Origin of the sequence: Sphingosinicella sp. BN140058 (assembly GCF_004135585.1) — a bacterium.
In the GTDB taxonomy this organism is placed as follows: Bacteria; Pseudomonadota; Alphaproteobacteria; order Sphingomonadales; family Sphingomonadaceae; genus Allosphingosinicella.
Genome location: NZ_CP035501.1, coordinates 1,777,291 through 1,800,508 on the forward strand (window position 1 = coordinate 1,777,291; position 23,218 = coordinate 1,800,508).

General features: G+C 67.8%; 16 protein-coding genes. 11 read left to right on the forward strand and 5 right to left on the reverse strand.

The window, feature by feature from the left end; all coding sequences use genetic code 11:
- Positions 1-7 precede the first annotated feature (7 nt).
- The 4 genes from ETR14_RS08055 (at position 8) to ETR14_RS08070 (ending at position 6,929) form a co-directional block, all read left to right on the forward strand.
- A complete protein-coding gene (locus ETR14_RS08055; protein WP_129384137.1) occupies positions 8-2,686 on the forward strand; it encodes a glycoside hydrolase family 3 C-terminal domain-containing protein in 2,679 nt (892 codons plus the stop codon).
- Between the two features lie 5 nt (positions 2,687-2,691).
- Positions 2,692-4,584 (forward strand): NPCBM/NEW2 domain-containing protein, encoded by a 1,893-nt coding sequence (locus ETR14_RS08060; RefSeq protein ID WP_129391535.1) that lies wholly within the window; start codon positions 2,692-2,694, stop codon positions 4,582-4,584.
- A gap of 59 nt (positions 4,585-4,643) precedes the next feature.
- A complete protein-coding gene (locus ETR14_RS08065) occupies positions 4,644-5,603 on the forward strand; it encodes an alpha/beta hydrolase (protein WP_129384138.1) in 960 nt (319 codons plus the stop codon).
- 93 nt (positions 5,604-5,696) lie between these two features.
- Positions 5,697-6,929: a S9 family peptidase gene (locus ETR14_RS08070; RefSeq protein ID WP_129384139.1), complete on the forward strand. Its 1,233-nt coding sequence runs from the start codon at positions 5,697-5,699 to the stop codon at positions 6,927-6,929.
- Positions 6,930-6,935: 6 nt separating this feature from the next.
- On the opposite strand, the gene ETR14_RS08075 is transcribed toward ETR14_RS08070, so the two are convergent.
- Positions 6,936-7,913 carry a hypothetical protein gene (locus ETR14_RS08075; protein WP_243455815.1) on the reverse strand — a complete coding sequence of 326 codons (978 nt, stop codon included), beginning with the start codon at positions 7,911-7,913 and terminating at the stop codon, positions 6,936-6,938.
- Positions 7,914-8,073: 160 nt separating this feature from the next.
- Between ETR14_RS08075 and ETR14_RS08080 the strand changes: the two genes are divergently transcribed.
- The 5 genes from ETR14_RS08080 to ETR14_RS08100 all read left to right on the forward strand — a co-directional run bounded on the left by ETR14_RS08080 (position 8,074) and on the right by ETR14_RS08100 (position 15,384).
- The gene (locus ETR14_RS08080; RefSeq protein ID WP_129384140.1) at positions 8,074-9,198 is read left to right on the forward strand and encodes a CapA family protein; all 1,125 of its coding nucleotides are present in this window, start codon (positions 8,074-8,076) and stop codon (positions 9,196-9,198) included.
- A complete protein-coding gene (locus ETR14_RS08085; protein WP_129384141.1) occupies positions 9,195-10,214 on the forward strand; it encodes a hypothetical protein in 1,020 nt (339 codons plus the stop codon). The genes ETR14_RS08080 and ETR14_RS08085 overlap by 4 nt, the downstream gene beginning before the upstream one ends.
- Positions 10,215-10,277: 63 nt before the next feature.
- On the forward strand, positions 10,278-12,944 hold the full coding sequence (locus tag ETR14_RS08090) for a TonB-dependent receptor (RefSeq protein ID WP_243455816.1): 2,667 nt from the start codon (positions 10,278-10,280) through the stop codon (positions 12,942-12,944).
- Entirely contained in the window at positions 12,944-14,488 is a 1,545-nt protein-coding gene (locus tag ETR14_RS08095; protein ID WP_243455817.1) for a tannase/feruloyl esterase family alpha/beta hydrolase, read from the forward strand. The genes ETR14_RS08090 and ETR14_RS08095 overlap by 1 nt, the downstream gene beginning before the upstream one ends.
- 104 nt (positions 14,489-14,592) lie before the next feature.
- Complete coding sequence (locus ETR14_RS08100) at positions 14,593-15,384, forward strand: IclR family transcriptional regulator (protein ID WP_129384142.1); 792 nt, start codon at positions 14,593-14,595, stop codon at positions 15,382-15,384.
- Between the two features lie 46 nt (positions 15,385-15,430).
- Here ETR14_RS08100 and ETR14_RS08105 read toward each other — a convergent pair whose 3' ends face one another.
- The 3 genes from ETR14_RS08105 to ETR14_RS08115 all read right to left on the reverse strand — a co-directional run bounded on the left by ETR14_RS08105 (position 15,431) and on the right by ETR14_RS08115 (position 18,809).
- Positions 15,431-15,724 carry a hypothetical protein gene (locus ETR14_RS08105; protein ID WP_129384143.1) on the reverse strand — a complete coding sequence of 98 codons (294 nt, stop codon included), beginning with the start codon at positions 15,722-15,724 and terminating at the stop codon, positions 15,431-15,433.
- A 188-nt stretch (positions 15,725-15,912) separates the two neighbouring features.
- The gene (locus ETR14_RS08110; protein WP_129384144.1) at positions 15,913-18,024 is read right to left on the reverse strand and encodes a PQQ-binding-like beta-propeller repeat protein; all 2,112 of its coding nucleotides are present in this window, start codon (positions 18,022-18,024) and stop codon (positions 15,913-15,915) included.
- 128 nt (positions 18,025-18,152) lie between these two features.
- Positions 18,153-18,809, reverse strand: a complete 657-nt coding sequence (locus ETR14_RS08115) for a glutathione S-transferase family protein (RefSeq protein WP_129384145.1) — start codon at positions 18,807-18,809, stop codon at positions 18,153-18,155.
- A 164-nt stretch (positions 18,810-18,973) separates the two neighbouring features.
- Here ETR14_RS08115 and ETR14_RS08120 point away from each other — a divergent pair, with 164 nt between their 5' ends.
- Positions 18,974-19,507 (forward strand): hypothetical protein, encoded by a 534-nt coding sequence (locus ETR14_RS08120; RefSeq protein ID WP_129384146.1) that lies wholly within the window; start codon positions 18,974-18,976, stop codon positions 19,505-19,507.
- A 114-nt stretch (positions 19,508-19,621) separates the two neighbouring features.
- Here the strand turns inward: ETR14_RS08120 and ETR14_RS08125 are convergent, their stop codons facing one another.
- Positions 19,622-20,836, reverse strand: a complete 1,215-nt coding sequence (locus tag ETR14_RS08125; protein ID WP_129384147.1) for an amidohydrolase family protein — start codon at positions 20,834-20,836, stop codon at positions 19,622-19,624.
- A 503-nt stretch (positions 20,837-21,339) separates the two neighbouring features.
- Here ETR14_RS08125 and ETR14_RS08130 point away from each other — a divergent pair.
- Entirely contained in the window at positions 21,340-22,890 is a 1,551-nt protein-coding gene (locus tag ETR14_RS08130; protein ID WP_129384148.1) for a hypothetical protein, read from the forward strand.
- Positions 22,891-23,218 lie beyond the last annotated feature (328 nt).

A 23,218-nucleotide genomic window follows, 5' to 3' on the forward strand; every position in this document is an offset into this window, starting at 1 on the left:
CGTGTCCATGTCGTTTTTCCGTCAGAGTTCCGCCCGCTCGGCCGCCCGCGGCTCGTACAGACTGACGATCTCCGCCCTGTTCCTCTGCGCGGCGTCCATTCCCGTCCAGGCTTCACCGGCTTCGGACCCGGCGCTGGAGAAGGCGCGGGCGCTCGTCGGGCAACTGACGGTGGAGGAGAAGCTGGCCCAGTTGCTCAACGTCGCGCCGGCGATACCGAGGCTAGGCATCCCCGCCTACAATTGGTGGACCGAAAGCCTGCATGGGGCGCTGGGGCCGCTGCCGACCACCAACTTTCCGGAGCCAATCGCGCTCGCCGCCAGCTTCGACACCGCGCTCGTGCACGACGTCGCCGCGGCGATCAGCGTCGAGGTGCGAGGCCTGCATACGCTCGCCCGCAAGACCGGGCGAACCGGGCGGATGGGCTCGGGGCTGGAGACTTGGTCCCCCAACATCAACATCTTCCGCGATCCCCGCTGGGGGCGCGGGCAGGAAACCTATGGCGAGGATCCGTTCCTGACCGCCCGCATGGGCGTCGCATTCGTCACCGGCATGCAGGGGCCGGACCCGGAGCGCCCGCGGGTGATCGCGACGCCCAAGCATTTCGCGGTGCACAGCGGCCCGGAATCGACCCGACACGAGGCCAACGTCTTCGTCTCCGCGCACGATCTGGAGGATACCTACCTGCCGGCCTTCCGCGCGGCGATCGTCGAAGGGCGCGCCGGATCGATCATGTGCGCCTACAACCGGATCGACGGCCAGCCGGCCTGCGCGAGCGACCTGCTGCTCAAGGATCATCTTCAGCGCGCCTGGAACTTCACAGGCTATGTCGTCTCCGATTGCGACGCCGTCCACGACATCGCCGACAACCACAAATATGCGCCGAACGGCGCCGCAGCGGTGGCGGCGGCGATGCGCGCGGGGGTCGACAGCGAATGCCACGGCGGCACCCTCGGCGACACGGCGGGTCTCGAGGATCGCTACCGCGACGCTCTGGCGCAGGGTTTGCTCACCCAAAGCGAGATCGACGAGAGCCTGGTCCGCCTGTTCGCTGCCCGCTTCCGCACCGGCGATCTGGCCGGGCTGAGCGGCGCGCCCAAGGCGGTTCCGCCGGGGGCGATCGGCAATGCGGACCATCGCCGTCTCGCGCTGACCGCCGCCGAGCGTGCGATGGTGCTGCTCAAGAATGACGGCATCCTGCCGCTCGCGCCCAAGGCGCGGGTGGCCGTGATCGGTCCGCTCGGCGACGCGACGCGGGTGCTGCGCGGCAATTATTCCTCTACTCTGTCGGGGCCGCCGGTCTCGGTGCTGGAGGGGCTTCGCGCCACCCTCGGCCGCCGCAATGTCACGCTCGTCCCTTATGGCCCCTCGCTGACCGATGGGGACCGCGTGCCGGAATCGGCGTTGCGCACGCCCGACGGCAAGCCCGGGGTGCGCGTCCGCTATTTCAATCCGGAGACGGCGCTGCCGGCCCGCTTCGCCCCGGGCGCGCGCGAGGCTGCGATCGCTGCGGTGCGCTGGCAGGCGGAGCCGGTGGTGATCCGCACCGAGCCCGATATCGGCGACCGCAATCTTGCGTTGGCGCAGGTCGCCGACGTCCACCGCATCGAATATAGCGGGTTCCTGGTGCCGCCGGAAACCGGGACCTATCGCATCGGCCTTGCCGGGGCCGGGGCGACGCTCGACTTCGATGGAGAGCAGGTGGTCGACCGCCGCAAGGCACGCTGGAACGACCTTCCCGGGCTCGTCACGCGAACGCTCGTCAAGGGGCGCCGCTACCCGCTCAAGGTGGTCGGCAGCGGCGTCAACCTCGTCTGGAAGCGCATCTCCGAAACGCCGGAGGAGGATCTGGGCCGTGCCGCCGCGTCGGCGGACGTGCTGGTCGCCGTCGTCGGTCACACCGCCGATCTGGAAACCGAGGAAACCGGGGTGACGGTGCCGGGCTTTGCGGGGGGCGACAAGACCAGCCTCGATCTTCCGGCCGATCAGCTCGCTCTGCTCGAACAGGCACGCGCGACCGGCAAGCCGCTGGCGGTGGTGACGATGAACGGCAGCCCGATCAATCTCGCCTGGGCCAAGGACAATGCCGCCGCCATCCTCGAAGCCTGGTATGCCGGCGAGGCAGGCGGTCAGGCCGCCGCCAACATCCTTACCGGCCGAACCAACCCGTCGGGACGCCTGCCGCTCACCTTCTACCGCAGCGTCGACGATCTGCCGCCGTTCGGCGACTATGCGATGCGCGGGCGGACCTATCGCTATTTCGCCGGCACGCCGGTCTATCCGTTCGGTCATGGCCTCAGCTACACGCGCTTCGACTACGCGCCGTTGACCGTCGAACCGGCGCAAGCCGGAGCCGAACAGGGGATGCGCATCTCGACCCGCTTGACCAACACCGGCACCCGCGCCGGCGACGAAGTGGCCCAGCTTTATCTCGATTTCCCGGACCGACCGGGCATGCCGCGGCTCGCCTTGCGCGGCTTCCAACGCGTGTCGCTCCGTCCGGGGGAAACACGCGATCTCGTCTTCGATCTTTCGCCGCGCGACCTCAGTTCCGTGGATGCCGACGGCAGGCGTATGGTCGCCGCCGGCCGCTACCGGGTCACGATCGGCTCGGGCCAGCCGGGGACGGGCGTCGCCGGACAGTCGGCAAGCTTCGACGCCGCGCAATCTCCGGAGTTGCCGAAATGAAGACAATGTCGTTCGTCCTTCTCGCCGGAATGCTGGCGCTTTCCGTGCCGGCATGGGCCGCACCGGATCCGCTCGCGCCGAGCGGACGGTGGAGCGCCAATTCGGATGGTCACGCGCCGGTGCCGCCGATGGGCTGGAACAGCTGGAATGCGTTCAACAGCGACGTCGACGAGGAAAAGGTGCTCGCCTCCGCCCAGGCACTGGTCGACACCGGCCTCGCCCGCCTCGGCTATCGCTACGTCAACATCGACGACGGCTGGTGGCTGAAGCGGCGCGAGTCGGATGGGCGGCTGATCATCCGCACCGCCCATTTTCCCTCGGCGGCGACCGGCCCGGATCCCAGTTTCCGCCCGCTCACGGACCGGCTCCACGCGATGGGATTGAAGGCTGGCATCTACTCCGACATCGGCCGCAACAGCTGCGGTCAGATCTACACGCCCGACTTCAAGAACCAGCCCGAAGGCAGCCTCGCCGAACGAGAAGTCGGCCTGTACGGCCATGTCGATCAGGACATTCGTCTGTTCTTCGCCGAATGGAATTTCGATCTGATCAAGGTCGACGGCTGCGGGGTGCGCGGGCTGCCGGCCGATGCGCCGCGAGTCCGCTCGGGCCTCTACCGGGCCCTGCCGCCGCTGGTCGACATGCAGTCGCTCGGCGGATCGGACGTAGCCGGCGTCCGCAAGCTCTATACCGAAGTCGGCGAGGCAATCCGCAGGCACAGCCACGGCCGCCCCTACGTCTATTCGCTCTGCCTGTGGGGCGCGGGCGATGTCCGCTCGTGGGGCAAGGACGTCGGCAACATGTCGCGCACCAGCGACGACATCCAGCCGCTGTGGGGGCGCATGCTCACCAATCTCGACACGGTTACCCACCGTGCGCTCTACGCCCATCCCGGTTCATGGAACGACGCCGACATGCTGTTCGTCGGCACCGGCGACTTCGATCAGCAGCATGGAGTGGAGGCACGATCGCATTTCAGCCTGTGGGCGATGCTCAATTCGCCGCTGATCATCGGCTACGATCTGCGCAAGCTTAGGCCCCAATTGCTCGCCATTTTCGGCAATGCGGAGGTCGTCGCGCTCAACCAGGATCCGGCGGGGAACCAGGCGGTCCTGGCGTACGATTCCGGTGAGGTGCAGATCTTCGTCAAGACGCTGGCCGACGGCAGCAAGGCAGTTGCGCTGTTCAACCGCACCGGGGCAGCACGCGACGCGATCCTCACCGCCGACCATCTGAAGATGTTGCCGTCCAGCGACGTTCGCCTGCGCGATCTCTGGAGCAAGGAGGAACGCAGCTTCCGCGGCGAAACCAAGATGCAACTTGCCGCCCACGAGACGCGGCTGTTTCGCGTCAGCGGCGATCGGCGTCTCGCCGACGGACTCTATCTTTCCGAACAGCCCGGGCGGATCAACCCCGCCGTCGACGGTATCCCGGCTCCGCTCCCCGATCCGACCATCCACCCGTCGATCACGCCCTGGGTGGGCACCCGCGGCGGCGGCGAGCATGTCCAATATGGCGGGTGGGGCGGCGCCGAGCCGGATCGAGCGCCCTACGGCAAGCTGCTCCGCGTCGCCGGCAAGTCGTACGACACGGGCATCGGTGTCCTCGCCGGATCTCGCCTCGAAGTCCGTAACGCGGGCTTCTCCCAGTTCGCGGCGATGGTCGGAGTCAACGATTCCGGGCGTCGGGCCGATGGGCCGGTCGTCTTCGAAGTCTGGGGCGACGGCAAGCTGCTCGCCCGCTCCGCCGCGATGCGCTTCGGTGCCGCGGCGGCGCCGATCAAGGCAGACATCGCGAAGGTCCGGATCGTGGAGCTGGTGGCGCGCGCATCCGGTGGGACCCGGACCTCGGCGATGCCGCAGCCTGCGACCTGGGCGGAGGCGGCCTTGCTGAAGTGAGCATGCCGGAACGCTGCCGGGATCGATCCATCACCAATCAACAGAGAGGAGCGCGTGCCATGTCGGCAATCGGAACGGTTCGAAAAGTGTTTGGCGGCGGACGGCTTTCCGCTTTCGGTCTCGCCTGCGCTGCGCTCACGCTGGCGGCGCCGGCGCATGCCCAGGACGACAAGATGGTTCCGATCGCCATTCCGGCGCAGCCGGATGCAATCGTGCTCGGAACCGGTCCGTTGCCGGGGGCGACCGCGCCCGAAGTCTGGCACCAGCAATATGGCAGCCTGTTCGCCCGCAACGTCACCGTCGCCACGCTGACCCCCTATCTGCCCGATCCGGCCAAGGCCAACGGCACCGCCGTGATCGTGGCGCCTGGCGGCGGTTTTCGTACGCTGTCGATGGAGAATGAGGGATCGGATGTCGCCAAAGCGCTGGCGGCGCGCGGCGTTGCGGCCTTCGTGCTGAAATATCGGCTGAACCAGACGCCGCAGGACATGGCGGAATTCGATCGCTCGATGACGGCGATGTTTTCGAATGCCGCGCGTCCGACCACACGCCTCAAGCCCGAGGCGGCGATCGCCAATCTTGCGCCGCAGATTGCCGACGCGCGTGCTGCCTTTGCGCTCGTCCGCAAGCGCGCGGGCGAATGGCATGTCGATCCGAGCCGGATCGGCATGGTCGGCTTTTCGGCCGGCGCCATGCTGACGATGGCGACCACATTGGCGGGCCAGGATGCCAAGCCCGCGTTCATCGGCCTCGTTTATGGTCCGCTCGAGCCGGTGACCGTGCCGGCGGACGCGCCGCCGATGTTCGCCGCCATCGCCGCCGACGACCCGCTCTTCGCCGGCAAGGGCCTGGGGCTGATCGAGAGCTGGATGGCGGCAAAGCGGCCGGTCGAATTCCACCTCTACGAACAGGGCGGCCATGGTTTCGGCATGTATCCGAAGACGACCACCAGCACCGGCTGGTTCGAAAACTTCGCCGCTTGGTTGCGGATGCACGGCATGATCAAGGCCGCCGGATAGAGACAAGGACGCACCGTGATCGGACGGTGACGGCGCTTGCCCGCCACGGGCGGGTGTGCAAACGCTTGCACACCCGCCCGTGGAGATTTCCGTATGCGCATCCGACTTGTTGTTGCCGCCCTGCTGTTGACCGCCGCCGCACCGGCTCCCCTCGCCTCGGGCGCTCAGTGGCAAAGCGAGGTACCGGCGAACTGGAACGGCACGCTGCTGCTTTGGAGCCGGGGCTATTCGCCAAAGGCGGGTGCGCCGGAAGTGGCGCCTCCTCCAGTGAAGCAGGCGCTGCTTTCCGCCGGCTACGCGCTCGCCGGATCGGATTATGGCGCCGGCGGCTGGGCACTCGAAGAGGCGGTGCCGGCGCAGCGTGCGACGATCGCGGCGTTCACCGCCCGGCACGGCCGGCCGAAGCGGGTGATTGCCTGGGGCTTCTCGATGGGGGGGCTGGTCACGACCGCTCTGGCCGAGCAGAGGCCGGCCGCGATCGACGGCGCGGTCGCCTTCTGCGCGTCGATCGGCGGTGCGGTCGGGATGATGAACATGGCGCTCGACGGTGCCTTCGCGTTCCGCACGCTCGTCGCGCCGAACGCAGCGATCCGGGTGGTCGACACCGGTGACGACATGGCGAACGGGCGGGAAGTCGGGGAAGCGCTTGCGGCGGCGACGGCGACGCCGGCCGGGCGGGCGCGGGTCGCCCTGGCCGGCGTGCTTGCCGGCATTCCCGGCTGGACGACGCCCGGTTCGCCGAAGCCCGCTTCGAACGATGTCGACGCACAGGCGGCGCAGATCGCCGATGCGTTCGTGCGTGGAGTCTACCTTCCCCGCGCCGACCAGGAACGCCGCGCCGGCGGCACTTTCTCCTGGAACACCGGGATCGACTATCGCCGGCAGCTCGCCCTCTCCGGTCGCCGGCCGCTGGTCGAGGCGCTCTATCGCAAGGCGGGGCTCGACCTCGAGGCGGATCTCGCCCGGTTGAACGCCGCGCCGCGGATCGCCGCCAAGCCGGCCGCGACCGCCTACATGACCCGACATTATACCCCGACCGGCAGACCGACGGTGCCTCTGCTGGCAATCCAGGCAGTCGGCGACGGGCTGACCTCGCCGTCGCTGCAGCGTTTCTACGCCGAGGCGGCGAAGCGAAGCGACGTCCAGTCGCTCTGGGTGGGACAGGCCGGCCACTGCAATTTCGCGCCGGACGTCGTGCTTGCCGGCATTCGCCAGGTCGACGCCCGGCTGGCAAGTGGCCGGTGGCCCGAAGCACCGGCGCCGTTCATCGCGCACACGCCCCCGCCGATGCTCCGCCCCTGCCTGCGCGGCGGCCGCTGCCGCTGATGCTCGTCAGGGCATTCCCTTGCGGTCCACCTTCCAGGCGGGATCCTTGCAGAGGCCGCAGGGATCGCCGGTAAACATGCGGCCGGCAGCGGCGTCGCCGCGCAGCTGCCAGTCGAGCCACGCCACGGCGATCTGCGCGACCTGACCGCCGTTGCTCTGGCGGAAGGTGCCGCCATGGCCGACGTCGCTCGTCGCGAGGACGGCCGGCACATGCGCGATCTTCGTGAAATCGTCGGTGCCGTTGGGCCAGGCGACGTCGGACCTGCCGCCGAGCACGTAGAGCACCGGCGTGTGCAGGGCCTTGAGCATCGACTTGTCGACCTTCACGCCTGGGATCGGATTGCTGCCGTCCGCGAAGATGCCGCTATTGTGGACGATCACCGCGTGAACCCGCGGATCGGCGCCGACCTCGATCGCCTGCAGGCCACCGCAACTGTGGCCGGCAACCGCCACCGCCCTGGGATCGATCCGGCCGAAATAGCGGCTCCCCCGCCTGGCATTTTCGGCGAGCGCCCAGTGGATGCCACCAGCGACATCGGCCGAGGTCGTCTTGACCGGCGGCAAGCCGCCCGAAGCATCCGGGCGGCGCGGCTCCGCAGCCGCCGCGGGCGCGCCGGGGCCGCTCCGGATCGCCCCGGGGGCGATCACCAGATAGCCGTGAGACGCGATTTCGGCGAGGTGCTGGCGGGCGCTGGCGCCGTCGTCGCTACAGCCGCCATTGCCCCAGACCAGCAGGCCGAGCTTGCGGCCGCGGAGCCTGGTCAGATCGGCCGGGCGGTAGACGACGTGATCGGGCAGGCCCGCATCGACCTCCTTCAGCGCGGGGTAGCGGCCGCTGCCCTTCGTATCCGGCATCGCGGCATAGGCCGCCCGTGCCGGATCGGCCGCGCCGGCCGTCTGCGGCGGTCGGGCAGCGGGTTGCGCAGAGGCAGTGCCGCACAGGATCACGGCGCAGAGACCGGCAAGCAGGGCGTTTCGAGGCATCGAAGATCCTTCCGTTCGGCTCCTCGCGCGGGAGCCTGTCCCAGGGATCTATTCACTCGCAGGAGGAGCTTGCAAGCGCTTTCACGTTCCGATACATAATTGTTATGACGCATGACATTGTTGGCGGACGCTTTGATGAGGACAAGCTGGGAGGCACGCCGTGAGCGCCGTGTTTCTGGCAACCGGCGACCTTGCCATGGACCGCGCCCACTATGACGAGAGCTTCGCCGAAACCGCGCAGCTTCTGCACGCCGCCGACATCGTCTTCGGCCAGCTCGAGACCAGCTTCGCCACCAGCGGGGTGCGCGCACCCCAGGCCCGGCATGCGGTATTGGCCCGGCCCGAGGGCGCGGCGTCGCTGCGCCGCGCCGGGTTCGACGTCATCTCGATGGCCGGCAACCATGTCCTCGACTGGGGCAACGACGCATTTTTCGAGACGAAGCGCAATCTGGAGGCGGCAGGCATCGCCGTGGTCGGCGCCGGTGCCGACATCAAGGAAGCGCGGCGGCCCGTCCGCTTCACCCTGCCGGACGGCACCATCGTCGCCATCCTCGCTTATTCCAGCATCCTGCCGATGGCTTATTGGGCCGACGAACGCCGGCCGGGCTGCGCGCCGATGCGGGCGCACACGGTGTACGAGCAGATCGAGCACGACCAGCCGGGCACGCCGGCGCGGATCCACACCTTCCCGCACCAGGACGATCTCGCCGCGATGGAGGCCGACATCAAGGCCGCAAAGGCGGAGGCGGACGTCGTCCTGGTGTCGCACCATTGGGGCATCCATTTCGTCCGGGCCGTGATCGCCGACTATCAGCGCGAGGTCGCCCGCGCAGCGATCGCCGCCGGTGCCGACGCGATCCTCGGCGGCCATCCGCACATCCTGAAGGGCTGCGAGCTGATCAACGGCGCGCCCGTCTTCTACTCGCTGTGCAATTTCGCGACCGATCTCCGGATGGATCCGGCCCATGCCGCCTCCAGGAGCTTCCAGGAGATCCGGGTGCTCGCCGAGGAGTGGGAGCCCGATTTCGACAGCCTGTACAATTTTCCCAAGGCGTCGCGCCTTTCCATGGTCGCTCGGCTGGAGATAGCCGGCGGACGGGTCGTTCGCGCCGGCTACCTGCCGCTGCACATCGGCCGCGACGCGATTCCACGTCTCGCGCAGCCCGGTTCGGCCGAGCACGACGAAATCGTCGCCTACATGCGCGCGGTTACCGAGGAAGCGGGGCTCAATGCGCGCTATCGGACCGGTCCCGACATGGTCGAACTCGTGGGGACCCAAGCATGAAGCGCCTGCCGCTGGAGGGCATCGTCCTCCTTTATTTCCTGTCCTATCTGCCAAATGTGATCATCACCAAGTTGGTGACCAGCGTTCCGCATGCCGGGCTTGGCCGGCCGCTCACAGGCCTGGAAACGCTGCCGGCCTCGCTGATCGTCAGCACGGTGATCACCTATCTCTTCATCTGGCTGTCGGGGTGGCACCGCGACGCCCATGGCGTGACGATCGCCGGCCGCCGCATTCCGGTGCCGACCCGCTACACCCTGCTCTCCGGCATCGGAACGGCGCTGGTCCTGTTCACGGTGCCGCTGTCCTTCACTTTCGTCGGGGTCAGCATTCCGTTCATCCAGCTGCTGATGCGCGGCGACATCCTGATCATCGCGCCGATCGTCGACATGATGTTCGGCCGCAAGGTGCGCTGGTGGAGCTGGACGGCGCTGGTGATGGTGCTGATCGCATTGACGATCACGCTCGCCGACCGCGGCGGCCTGGACCTGCCGCCGCTCGCGATCCTGACCGTCATCCTCTACACGATCGGCTATTTCATCCGCCTCGCGGTGATGACCAAGGTTTCGAAGACCGGCGACCAGGCCTCGGTGCGACGCTATTTCGTCGAGGAGAAGATCTTCGCGCTGCCGCTGTCGGTGGCGATCCTCGCCGGCCTTTCGGCGAGCGGCTTCGGCTCTCAGTCCGGCGAGCTTCATTGGGGCTTCGTCGAAATCTGGACCGACCCGGTGATCTGGCCGATCCTCGGCATCGGCATCACCCTCACCATCATATCCGTGTTCGCGATCGTGATCCTGCTCGACCCGCGCGAGAACGCCTATTGCGTGCCGCTGGAGCGCGCCGCCAGCCTGGTGGCGGGGGTCGGCGGATCGCTGATCCTGGCATGGTTCTGGGGCCTGCGGGCGCCGAGGACCGCCGAACTGATCGGGGCCGGAATCCTGATTGCCGCCATCGTCCTGCTCTCGCTCGCGCCGCGCTGGCCGCGGCGGATGGTGCCCGCGCGCGCCGAAACGACCTGAACCAAGACACTCCATCGGAACCGCGAACAACAGCGGCAGGATGCCCAACGGAGGATTGACCTGATGACCCGATTTGGCTTGCTCGCCAGCCGCAGCGCCTGGGGCGCCCTTGCCTTGGCCATGGCCCAGCCCGGCTGGGCGCAAACGGCGGAGCCGGCCGCGGCCATTGGCGCTGACGGCGCCGGCGCCGCCGACGAGATCGCGCCGGCCGCGATCCCGGCCGAAGAGGGTATCGTGGTCACCGGCAGCCGGATCCGCGGCATCGCACCGGTCGGCTCCAACGTCATCGCCATCGATCAGGCGCGGATCGCGCAGGAACCGGTGACGTCCACGAATGATCTGCTGCGGCGGGTGCCGCAGGTCGTCGCCCTCGGCGCCAACCGGCAGGGCGGATCGGCGCAGAACGGCGCCGCCAACGCCACCCGGGGCGCCGGCATCAACCTGCGCGGCATCGGCACCAACGCAACCTTGCTGCTCTACGACGGCAAGCGCATGCCGCCCCAGGGAACGCAGGGCCAATATACCGATCCCTCGGTCATCCCCGCGATCGCCCTCGCCCGCGTCGAGGTCGTCGCCGACGGCGCCTCCGCAATCTACGGATCGGATGCGATCGCCGGCGTCGTCAATTTCATCCTGCGGCGCAATTTCGACGGCATCGAGATCCGCGCCCGCTCCGGCTTCACCGAGCGCGGCTATGACGAGCAGCAGATTGCCGGAATCTTCGGCCGCAAGTGGGACAGCGGCTCGATCATGGTCTCGGCCGAATATACGAGGAATGACGCGCTCCTCGGCACCGAGCTCGATTTCTACCAGGACGACAATCGCGATCGCGGCGGCCGCGACCTTCGCTCCAACTTCTGCAATCCCGGCACGATCAGCGTCGGCGGCGGCAGCTATGCGATCCCGACAGGCGGCGTCACCAACGCCAATGTCGGCTCGCTGGTGCGCGGCACCACCAACCGCTGCTTCTACAACCAATATGACACGGTCATTCCCGAACAGGAGCGGGTCAACGTCATCGCCGCATTCAACCAGCAACTCGGCGACCGCGTCCGCCTGTTCGCCGACGGCTTCTATTCGAAGCGGAGCGGCGAGATTGCCGGCATCTCGAACATCACCGCGACCGTGCGCAACACCAACCCCTTCTTCGTCAGCCCGGTGCCGGGCGCGACCCAGGTCAACGTTACCTATTCCCTGCTGCCCCAGGTCGGCGGGCCGGACGTCAATCCCTATCGCGGCGAATCCTGGAACGTCAGCGGCGGAGTCGAGGCCGATCTGTTCGGCGACTGGTCCGGCACGCTTTATTATGCCCATGGCGAATCCAGCGACGTCGCCGATCGCCGGATCGGGATCAACAGCGCGGCGCTCAACGCCGCGCTCGCCGACACCAATCCGCTGACCGCCCTCAACGTCTTCGGCGGGCCGAACAATCCGGCGACGATCGCGCGCATCCGCGACAACCTGTTCGTCATCACCGGCCGCACCCGCCTCGACGTCGCCAACCTCCAGTTCGACGGATCCTTGTTCCACCTGCCCGGCGGAAACGTGCGCCTCGCCGCCGGCGGCGAGTATCGCAAGGAATATACGTTCACCGATCTCGCGACCGGCACCAGCGCTGCCGAGACCCATGTCGCCGACGATGGCAGCCGCACCGTCAAGGCCGCGTTCGCGGAGCTGTTCGTGCCGATCGTCGGCGCGGACAATGCCGTGCCGGGGCTGCGCGAGCTGTCGCTGTCGCTGGCGGGCCGCTACGAACATTATTCTGACTTCGGCAGCACCACCAACCCCAAGATCGGCATCACCTGGAAGCCGGCCAACGGGATCACCGTGCGCGGCAGCTACGGTACGTCGTTCCGCGCGCCGACCTTTACCGAGGTGTCGACGGTCGCCGGCGGCGCCGGCCTCTATTACGACACCCTGCCCGGCCCGAACGGCAATCTGACCGGCATCGGCATCGCCGGCGGCAATCCCGATCTGCGCCCGGAAAGCGCGACGACCTGGTCCGCCGGTGTCGAGTTCGCGCCCAATTTCGCGCCGGGCCTCACCGCCACCCTGACCTATTTCGACATCGATTATACCGACCAGATCCAGGCGCTGCGCGGCACGCCCGGCCTGCTCACCAACCCGCTTTATACCGACTTCGTCACGTTCGACCCGAGCGCCGCCGAAGTCCAGGCGCTGCTCGCGTCCGGCCTTCCGATCAACAGCGCGATCAACGCCAATCTGGTCCAGTTCATCGCCGACGGGCGCCGGCAGAATCTCGGCACGTCGCTGGTCAACGGGCTCGATTTCGGCCTCTATTACCGCCGGACGATCGGCGCCGTCGAAGTCGATGCCGGCGTTCAGGGCACCTACTTCACCCGCTACGATTTCGAGGCGGTGCCCGAGGCCGGCCTTGCCGACGTGCTCGGCACGATCGCCTTTCCGCAGAAATTCCGGTCGCAGGCCGATATCGGCGCCAAGTGGAACGCCTTCCAGGCGCGGGTGACCTGGAACCACCTTGCCGGCTATCGCAACACCACCGTCACGCCGGTGCAGCGCGTCAGCAATTACGACACGATCGACCTGTTCCTCGGCTGGGACGTGGACGAACGGTTCCGCTTCTCGGTCGACGTCCGCAACCTGTTCGACGAAAAGCCGCCCTTCGTCGACACCGCGCGCGGCTACGATCCGCAATCGTCCAATCCGATCCCGCGCCTGATCTCGTTCACCGCGGGGGTGAAATTCTGATGCTGTGGGCGGCAATGGCGCTTGCCGCCGCGGGGGCCGCCGATTGCAAGGGCCTGGAAGGACGGCATGCAGGATCGGTGATCGTGACGTCGGCCACCTTCGTCCAGCCGGCGCCGGCCTGGGAGGTGCCGGGCAGCGGCGGAGTCTATCGCGCGGTGCCGGTGTCGAAGCCGTTCTGCCGGGTGGAAGGCACGATCGAGACCAATATCGGGTTCGAGCTCTGGCTGCCCGCGGGATGGAACGGACGGCTGCTAGGCGCGGGCGTCGGCGGCGATGCGGGGGTGTTCAACCATCGCGACATGAGCGTCCGCATCGACCAGGGGTTCGCCACGGTCACCACCGACAGCGGCCACAAGGCGACACAGAAGAGGTGGATGGCGAACGCCAAAGCCCGGATCGATTACGAGCATCGCGCCGTCCATCTCACCGCGAAGGCGGCGAAGGCGCTGACCAGACTGCATTACGGCCGGGCGGCGACGCGGTCTTACTTTCTCGGCTGCTCAGGCGGCGGCCGGCAGGCGCTGAAGGAGATGCAGAACTATCCCGCCGATTATGACGGCGTCATCGCGGGTGCGCCCGGGCCCTACATGCCGCTCATGTCGGTGCGGATGATGTGGTTCGCGCTCGCTCAGAAGCGCAATCCGCTCGGCGCATTGTCGGATTCCGACTGGTCGCTCTACGAGCGCGCGGTCACCCGGGCCTGCGATCCGAAAGACGGCGTTTCGGACGGCATCATCGAAAACCCGCTGGCCTGCACGTTCGACCGGCGCGTCCTGCTCTGCCCGGAGGGACGAACCGGCGACTGCCTGACTCCGGCCAAGCTGGCGATGCTCGACAGCATCGTGTCGCCGATGCCGGACGAGCAGGGCCGTGCGATGGACAAGGGCCTGCTGCCCGGGGTGCGCACCCGGCCGGGCCCGCCCTCGCCGCTGTTGCGGGCGATGTGGGCCGACGCGGTTCACGACGATCCGGACTGGGACGAGGAGACGTTTCGCCGCTCCGCCGACCTCGCCGCGGTCAACCGGGCGATGCCGGAGCTGCGTGCCGACCGCACCGCGATCGCGCCGTTCATCCGCCGCGGCGGCAAGGCGATCCTGTACCAGGGTTGGGCCGATCCCTCGACGGTCGCGGATCCGACGATAGACTATCTCGGCGCGCTCGCGGCTACCAATGGCGGCGCTGAAAGGCTTGGCGAGGCGGTGCGGCTGTTCATGGTTCCCGGCATGTACCATTGCCGCGGCGGCCCCGGCGCCGACAGCTTCGGCGGCTCGGGCCATCCGGTCGCAAGCGGCGTGGCGGATCCGGAGCGCGATATCTTGTGGTCGCTGATCCGCTGGGTCGAACAGGGCGAGGCGCCGGAGCAGATCGTCGCCGCCAAGACGGTCGAGAACGGCGCAACATCGTTCACCCGCAAGCTGTGCCCGTTTCCCAAGGCGGCGGTGTATGACGGCATTGGAGATGCGAAGGACGCCGCTTCCTATCGCTGCAAGGATACGCCGACGCTGACGGCGCGGCTTCGCGCATCGGCAGGCCGCACGTTCTGACGCTCGTTTCCTGACGCCGCGATCGGTTGCAAAACGCGCTTTGTCTTTGCGCGCGAGCCTGCCATCGTGCCGGCGCGGCAACCGCCGCTCTGGAGGGGAACAGGATGGGCAGCCGCGCCGCAACCCGGCCGAGGGACGAACGCAGCGCCGACGCGGCGCCCGCGCCGAGCGGCACCCAGACGCTGCTGCGCGGTCTCGACGTGCTGGAGAGCGTCGCCGCCGGCCGCGGCTCCGTGCCCGAAGTCTGCGCCGCGACCGGACTCGGCGCCGAAATCTCGCGGCGGCTTTGCCGAACCCTCGCCGACCGCGGCTTCCTGACGCGGGACACCGGGCGGCTCGGGCTCGGCCCCGCGTTGCGCAAGCTCGCCGAGGAGGCCGACCGCCAGATCGATCTGATCGCGGTCGCGCGGCCGCATCTCGACGGGCTCGCCGATGCGACGCTCGAGGCGGTCCATCTCGCCATCGAGGACCGCGCCATGGTGCGCTACATCCATATGGTCCACGGCCGCCGCCGGCTCTCGCTACGATCGATCGTCGGCGAAACCCGGCCGATGACCCGGACCTCGCTCGGCAAGGCGCTGATGCTCGATCTGGAGGAGGCCGAGTTGCGCCGCCGCTTCGAGGCGGAGCAGGGCGCGGGGGATTTTGCCGACTGGCACCGGGACATGCGCGCGGCGGCGGCGCGCCAGATCGCCTTCGACAGCGCCGAGTTCGAGGCCAACGTCCATTGCGTCGGCGCCCCGGTGCGCGGCGCCGGCGGCAGGATCCTCGCCGCGATCAGCGTCTCGAGCATCGTCGAGGCGCCGACGCCCGAATGGCGCGACGAACAGGCCGGGCTGGTCGATGCGGCGGCACGGGCGATCAGCCTGGAGCTCGGCGCGCCGGCGCGGGCGTGAGCGCCTGACCGGATACTAATGTGTTAGTGTCCCCGCTTTGGGGCGGTCAGCGTCTGGCGGATTGGCGGGCGTAACGGGCGCAGTGGCCGGCAAGGGTCTGTACCTTCGGATCCGAGGCGCCATATTGACGTTTGTAACGGGCAAGCTCAGGGCCACAAATCTGTGCCATGCGGGCGTCGCTGACACCGCGGCGGCCGCCATTCCGAGCGGCGATCCGGTTCGAGTGGGCGCGCATGGTCGAGCTCAGCACCAAACCCTGCCCCGTCGAAACGGGATCCATCTGGGCCATGGCGGGTGTGGACACGGCAAGAGCGGCGCCCAGAAAACAGAAACGAAGCATTCAAAGCCTCCTGCGCGTATCGTTATGGAATGGCCACGGCTTGGTCCACCCGGCTAACCACCGGGCGGGTTGAAGGTGTACGGACGTGCGTTGATCCGGGGCTGCGCCGCGATAGACCGCGGAAGCACCTTGCAGGATGCGGCGACTCTCATCCTTCACTTCCGCGCACGTGCCAGGCTCGTCGGCGATCAAGGCAGCGCGAAGGCGATATAGGCGGAGCCTTGCGGCGCTTTGGGGTCGCGGCCGGCGCTGGTGGCGAGGACGACGAACTGGCGGCCGTTGACGGAGTAGGTGATCGGGGTGGCGACGCCGGCATAAGGCAGGATCGTCTCCCACAGCAGCCGGCCGGTGCGGGCGTCGAAGGCACGAAACTTGCGGTCGTAGATGGTCGCACCGATGAACAGGAGACCGCCGGCGGTGACGATCGGCCCGCCATAATTCTCGCTGCCCGTGTTCGCCATGCCGCGCGCGGCGAGCTCGGGATATTCGCCCAGCGGCACCTTCCAGAGATATTCGCCGGTGTTGAGATCGATGGCATTGAGCGTGCCCCAGGGCGGCGCCACCGCGGGATAGCCGTCGGGATCGAGGAACTTGCGGTAGCCGGTGAAGACGTAGCGCGACGGCGCGCCGTCGCTTCCGGGGGCGGTCACTTCGCGGTCGACGGCGGCGGGTCTCGCGATCAGAAAGTCGGCTATCGCCGCGCGATCGTGGGCGGGAATCTGCGGGAAGCCGGGCATGCGGCCGCGCCCGGCCTTGATGATCGCGGCGATGGTCGCGGCGTTCATGCGCGCTGCGACATTGTCGAGCCGCGGAAAATCGGGCGGTGCGCCCTCTCGCCCCACCCCGTGGCAGGCGGCGCATTGCGCCTGATAGAGTTGCTCGCCGCGGGTCGCTGCGCGTTCCGGAAGCGCGAGGCCGCCGCTCCATGCGATATCGTTGCTGTTGAGGTAGAGGATGCCGCGGCGGCGATCGACCGCGGAACCGCCCCATTCGGCGCCGCCGTCGAAGCCGGGGAAGACGATCGTCTGCCGGCCAACGCCAAGCGGCTGGAAGGGGCCGCCGCTGCGCATGGCGGCGAACGCCTTCCGCGCCGCTGCCTCGGCGGCGGGGGTTCGGCCGGTCAGCATCTCGGCGGTGAGCGACTGACGCGCGAACGGTGCCGGGCGCAGCGGAAAGGGCTGGGTCGGCGCGGCGCGCTCGCCGGGCACGTCGCTGGCCGGCACCGGTCGCTCCTCGATCGGGAAGAGCGGCTTGCCGGTGACGCGATCGAACAGGAACAGGAGGCCCTGCTTGCTCGGCTGTGCCACCGCGTCGATCGCGCGGCCCTGGTGGCGGACCGTCAGCAGCACCGGCGGCGATGGGAAATCGCGATCGAGGATGTCGTGGTGCACCGCCTGGAAGTGCCAGAGATGGCGTCCGGTGGCGGCGTCGAGCGCGACCAGGCTGTTGGCGTAGAGATTGTCGCCGGGCCGATCGCCGCCGTAGAAATCGTCGACCGCCGAGCCGGTCGGCACGAAGACGATGCCGCGGGCGGCGTCGAGCGCCATGCCGGCCCAGGCATTGGCGCCGCCGGCACTTCTCCAGGCGTCGGCCGGCCATGTTTCGTGCCCCGGCTCGCCCGGCTTCGGAATCAGGTTGAACGTCCAGCGCAGAGCGCCGGTGCGCACGTCATAGGCCCGGACCGCCCCCGGCGCGGCAGGTGCGCTTTCGGAGGTGCGGAAGCCGGTGATGATGAGATCGCGGTAGACGATTCCCGGCGTGGTGAGGAAGGCGGCGGTGCGTTCGGGATCGCGCCCGAGGCTGGCACGCAGATCGACCCGGCCGCCATCGCCGAAGCTGCGCACCGAAGCGCCGGTTTTCGGATCGAGCGCGATCAGATCGGCACCATTGCCGGAGAAGAGCCGCGCTTCGTCGCCGTCCGACCAATAAGTGAGACCGCGCACCGGCTGCTCGCCCGCTTCGGACGGACGATGCTCCCAGAGGCGCTTGCCGGTTGCAGCATCGAGGGCGAACACCCCCTGCCCCGGCGTCACGCCGTAAAGGATCCCGCCGATCATCAACGGCGACGCCTGCAGGCGGCCGGCGCCGGTCTCGTAGCGCCAGACCTCGCGCAGCCCGGAGACGTTGTTGGTGTCGATCTGCTCGAGGGCAGAAAAGCGGTCGCCGGCTGGGCTGCCGCCATAGACCGGCCAATCGTCTGCTCCGGCGTTGGCATTGCGGGCGATCGCACCGGCGGCCAGGAGCAACGCGCCACAGGCGACGATGACGCGGCCCCTGGCTCGATGTCTGTCCGCACGCATAGCCGCTCCCCCTTCAGCAACGGCGTTGCGCCGATCAGCAGCCGGTCAGACGACCGGGACGGACCTTGTAGGCCGGCAGCGGGCGCAATCGCCAGAGCCGTCGCTACCCCATTGCCACGCTCAGGAGATCATCCACTCCCCTTCGATGCGGCAGCAAAGACCGCCAGTTGCGCATCGAAGGCGCGGCGATAGGCCGGGCGCGCCTCGCCACGGGCGATGTACGCGACAAGGTTCGGATAGTCCGGCAGCAGGCCCGACGATTCGAGCCGGCGCAGCACCGTCACCACTAACAGGTCGGCGGCGCTGAAGCCGCCGTCGAGCCAGTCGGCCTCGCCGAGAAAGGCCGACAATGCTTTCAACCGGGCACGCACGCGATCCTGCAGCATCGGCAGACGGGCGGCGAACCAGGGCCGGTCGCGCTCCACGATCATCGCCATCGACAGTTCGACGATCGGCGGCTCGACACTGTTCAAGGCGGCGAACATCCAGGCGATCGCGCGGGCACGGGCATTGGCCTCAGCGGGCAGGAGGCCGGCATGCTGGCCGGCGATGTGCAGGATGATCGCGCCGGATTCGAACAAGGCGAGGTCACCTTCTTCAAGCGTCGGGATCTGCCCGAACGGGTTGAGCCGGCGATGGCCCGGCTGCTTCAGCGCCTCGAACGAGACCAGCCGGCACGCATAGGGCTGCCCGACCTCCTCGAGCGCCCAGCGAACCCGCATGTCGCGTGCCAGCCCGCGGCCGCGATCGGGAGAGCTTTCAAAGGCCGTGATGGTGATCGTCATCAAAGTTCCTCCGTTCGATGCGGCCGCGCGGGCGGAGCATAGCAGCAATGCGCGCCGGCTCGGCGCTTTCCTGAGGTGCGGCGCACCGCGTTCCCGCGCTTCCGCGGAACACAGCCGCGACGATCGAGTTCATGCCGCCACGGATCAACCGCTAGGAGAGTAACGTGAACCAGAGCATTGCATCGGCTGTCTTCGACAGCGAGATCGAAGCCGACCGGGCGCTTGGCGAACTTCGCAGCATTGGGGTCCCGGACTCCGCCTTGTCGATCATCGCGCAGCAGGGTGGCAAGACCACCACGACCAGCGGCACCGGAGAGACGCATGGCGAGGGCCATGGCAGCATTCTCCGTGGCCTGCTCGGCGGCGGTGCGCTCGGTGCAGGGCTCGGCGTAGTGGCGCTGGCCATTCCGGGTGTCGGCCCGCTGACCGCGCTGGGCGCGATCGCGGCCTCCGCCGTCCCCGAAGCGATGGCGATCGGTGCCGCCGCGGGCGCGGTGGCCGGCGGCCTCAACGAGTCGCTCAAGAAGCACGGCATCAGCGACGAGGACGCAACTTATTACCATGAGCGGATCACGAGCGGCGGCACCCTGATCTCGGTCGATTCGACGGCGAGCAACGTCCGCGCCGAGGAGGTTCGCGACATCCTGTACCGTCACGGCGGGCACAGCTCCAGCCGCGCACGGGTCGCGGCCCTCTAAGTCGGTACCGCTGCCGGCCAAGTCCGGCAGCATCTGCTTACCAATGGACGGGGCTCGCCTGCAGGCGAGCCCCGTCCATTCCTGAGTGGCTTGGCGCAGACCGCTCAGTTCGAATCACTCCGGGGGGCGAGCGCCCCCGTCGATCCTGCGGCCGGCGCGATAGGCGCGGCGAACGTCGGCGAACGCTTTCACGTCCGTTTCGGGATTGCCGTTCACCAGCACCAGATCGGCATCATAGCCGGGTGCCAGGCGCCCTTGCCGCGCAGGAGCGCCGAAGGTTCTGACGGGATTGGTGGTCAGCGATGCGAGAATGTCTCTCGCCGCCATTCCCGACGCATGCATCTGAAGATATTCGTCGGCCGGATCGAAATCGGTCATGTAGCCGACGTCGGTTCCAAACAGGATCCGTCCGCCAGCCTTTCGGAAGGCCGCGACCTGCTGCTGAGCGACCTCCGCGAAGTGCTGCGCCATCGCCGTGTCATTGGTCTTCGCGGCCTCGTAGCCCCACAATTTGAGCGTCGGCACCAGCGCGACGCGCGCACCGACGATATGCTCGGCAAAGCGCGCGTCCCAGGGGCCGCCGATCGGCGCGGTATGGAGCAGCACGTCGGCGCCGCCGTCGATGGCGAGTTCGACCCCGCGCCGATTGGTCGGATGGACAAGCACCTTCACGCCTGCGCGGTGCGCCTCGTCGGCCACGGCCCGGATCGTCTCGGCCGGGATCGACGGGAATGGCTGCTCGCGGGTGAGGGAGACGCTCATCAGCTTGACCGCTCCCGCCCCCGCACGGATCGACTGCGCGACGAGCCTTCGCGCCTGCTCCGCATCGTGCAGTTCGGCAAGCTTGCCGTCGGTGACGTAGAACGGGGTTCCGGTGGGGCCGACGAGCGCGCCTCCCGCGGTGATGATGCCGGGGCCTCGCACCTCGCCCGACAGGATCCGGCGTCGGATGCTCAGCGTGTTGGCAAGGTCGGACCCGGTATCGACGACATGCGCGAAGCCGTAGCGAGTGAGCATGTCGGCGAGCTGTGCCGAAAGCCGGGTGGCGGGCAGCCGCTCCGCCCCGCGCCATTCGGGACCCATGAAGTGGACGTGGCTGTTCCAGAAGCCCGGCAGCAGCGTGCCGCCGTTGCACGAGATGCGCTCAGCGCCGGCAGGCACCTTTGTCCGGCCGCGGGCGCCGACCGCCGCGATCCGCCCCTCTCGGATGACCAGCACGCCGTCGGCAATGGACAGGGCATCCGCCGACGGCACGATCCGGCAACCCACGAATGCTGTCTCGCTTGCTGCCTTGACCGGGCCGGCGGCGCCAAGGGCTGCAAGTGCCACTCCGACCAACGTGAACAGCCACCGTTTGTGGGCGGCAACCTGGATGTCCGTTCCCTGCCAGCCGAGTCTCCACGGGGCGCGGCAGCCTAATTAGGCGCCCGCCTCCGAGGCAAGTGCCCGCGCCCCGCCGCGCCGGATCGCAAAGCAGCCGGCCAATGCCGAGTTCATAACCGATGTTGCGATTATCGCTTGACAAGCATCATGCCGTATGCGATTATAGCAACTTCAACACAGCCCTTGTGCAGTGTTGACGGCGCAGGCCGACGTTCGTGGACAGGACCGAGCCCGCGACATTTCGACCCGAATACTCTCAGGGTTCGCAACCTGACCAAGAGAGATGAACAACCGCCAACCGAGCAGCAAACCGCGGCAGCGGCCGGGGAAAAGGTCGGTTGGCACTTCATCGAAGATGTGCGCACATCCGGGGCGAGGACGAACGTCTCCCCCGGGGAGTGGCGTTGCGCCGCCCAATCCCGGTCGGCGCAAAGAGGAGGTAGTAGAGAATGGCAGAGCCCTTCGGACGTTTCGTGCCCAACGATCCCGCAGCCGACAATTCGACCGCGATCAACGCCGCTCTCGCGGATCCCGAAGTATTCGGGGTCATTCTTCCGCCAGGCAACATCCGCGTCGATCATGCCATCGTGGTGCCGACCGGCAAGTTCGTGCGGGGTGCCGGCCGCGGCGTCACCCGGCTGGTCCGCACCAACAACATCTCGTCCTCCGACTATTTCGACAAGGCTCTGATTCGGTCGGCCGACAATGCCAATGGCGTCCGGGTCAGCGACCTCACCGTCGTATCTCCCAAGGTGAACGACAAGGTCCAGGGCGTGTGGATGCGCGGGGCGACGAACTTCGAAGTGGAGAATGTCGAGGCCCTGAACTGCGGCTATGCCTTCTGGGCGCAGGAATTCGCACGCAACGGCATTTTCCGAGACATCATCTCGCGCAACGCGAACGTGCATTTCGAGACGACGCAGGCGACCGACATCCTGTTCGAGAATATGACATCGAGCGACGGTGACGCCGACAATCCCCTTGGTGTCGAGGCCGTGTGGCACACCCTGTTCGGCAGCAAGCGGATCACCTTCCGTCGCGGTCGCCACATCGGCAAGGGCCAGCCCTATCTCGTGATCGCCGATACCGGTTCGGGCGATGCGGGCCTGATCGACGAGATCCTGTTCGAGGATTGCGATGCGGTCAACACCGACGGCAAGACCCTGCTGTTCGTCAACAAGCTTAGCGCAACGGCTTCGGTAAACAGGGTCACGCTCAAAGACTGCAACGCGGTCGGCGGCAACACCGGCTCCAGCGCCAGCCTCCTCGGTCTATTCTATCTCGGCAACATCGTGATCGAGGGCGGACGCGGGGTGTGCTTCAGCCAGCAGGTCTATTCCGTCGGGGCGGGAGCAACGCTCAAGGCGATCGATCATCATGTCGAGGTGACCGCGCCAACCGGTGCCTCCGGCGCGGTCTATGCCGGTGTCGTTCAGATCATCGGTGGCAGCATCGTCGTCAATTCGCCGTTGGTCCTGCCCGTTATCGGCGCCGCAACAACGATGACCGGCACCTATGTCAAGCAGGCGGCCGGCCTTTACCTTCCCGGCGCCGCCGGCGAAGCCGTGCAATATGTCTATCCAATCGACTTGCCGATCACGAATGGCGGCAACCAAGTGGTCGGCGAAGGCACCAACCAGCCGCGGGCGAGGTTCACCCTGACCACCGGCAATGTCTACCGTCTCCGCTACAGAGGAAAGATGCGCAAGGGCAGCGGCGGGTATCCGGCCATGTCGATGCTGATGGAGGGGACCGGCGGCACCATCGTCTCGGCCGCCATCGCCTTCGAAAAGGATGACGGCACGATCGAGAGCTTGGCGCCCGTGGCCGTAGGGCCCTATATCGCGGCTGGCCTGGCAAGCGTCCCGGCCAATGCCACGCGAAACTTCTTCCTCGACATAACGATCAAGGGCAACGGAACCCAATTGGCCCTCAATCAGGGCTCGAGTCCGGCGACCATCCTCGCCGGTTCGATCATGACCATCGAGCGAATTCTGTGACTTTCGCCCTGTCGTCGATCTCGGTCAGCATGCCTCATTCGCACTGATCGATGCGGTCGGGCCACTCCCCATGCCCAGCTCGGGCGTGGGGAGTGACCAATGTGGTCACGGCGACCGCCTCACCGATAACCAATATTGTCCGGCGCCGAACCTGCTCCTGGCCCGCGCGGCACGCCCGCAGAACATTGCAGGAAGCAAATAATCCGACAAGCTCGCCCTGAACCGGCGTCCCTAGGCCTGATCCCAGCATGGATTGAGCGGAGGGATAAGTATGCAGGGCATGTCCGGAAGCCTCTTCCGTTTCCCGGACATTGCGGCGTCCCGCGCG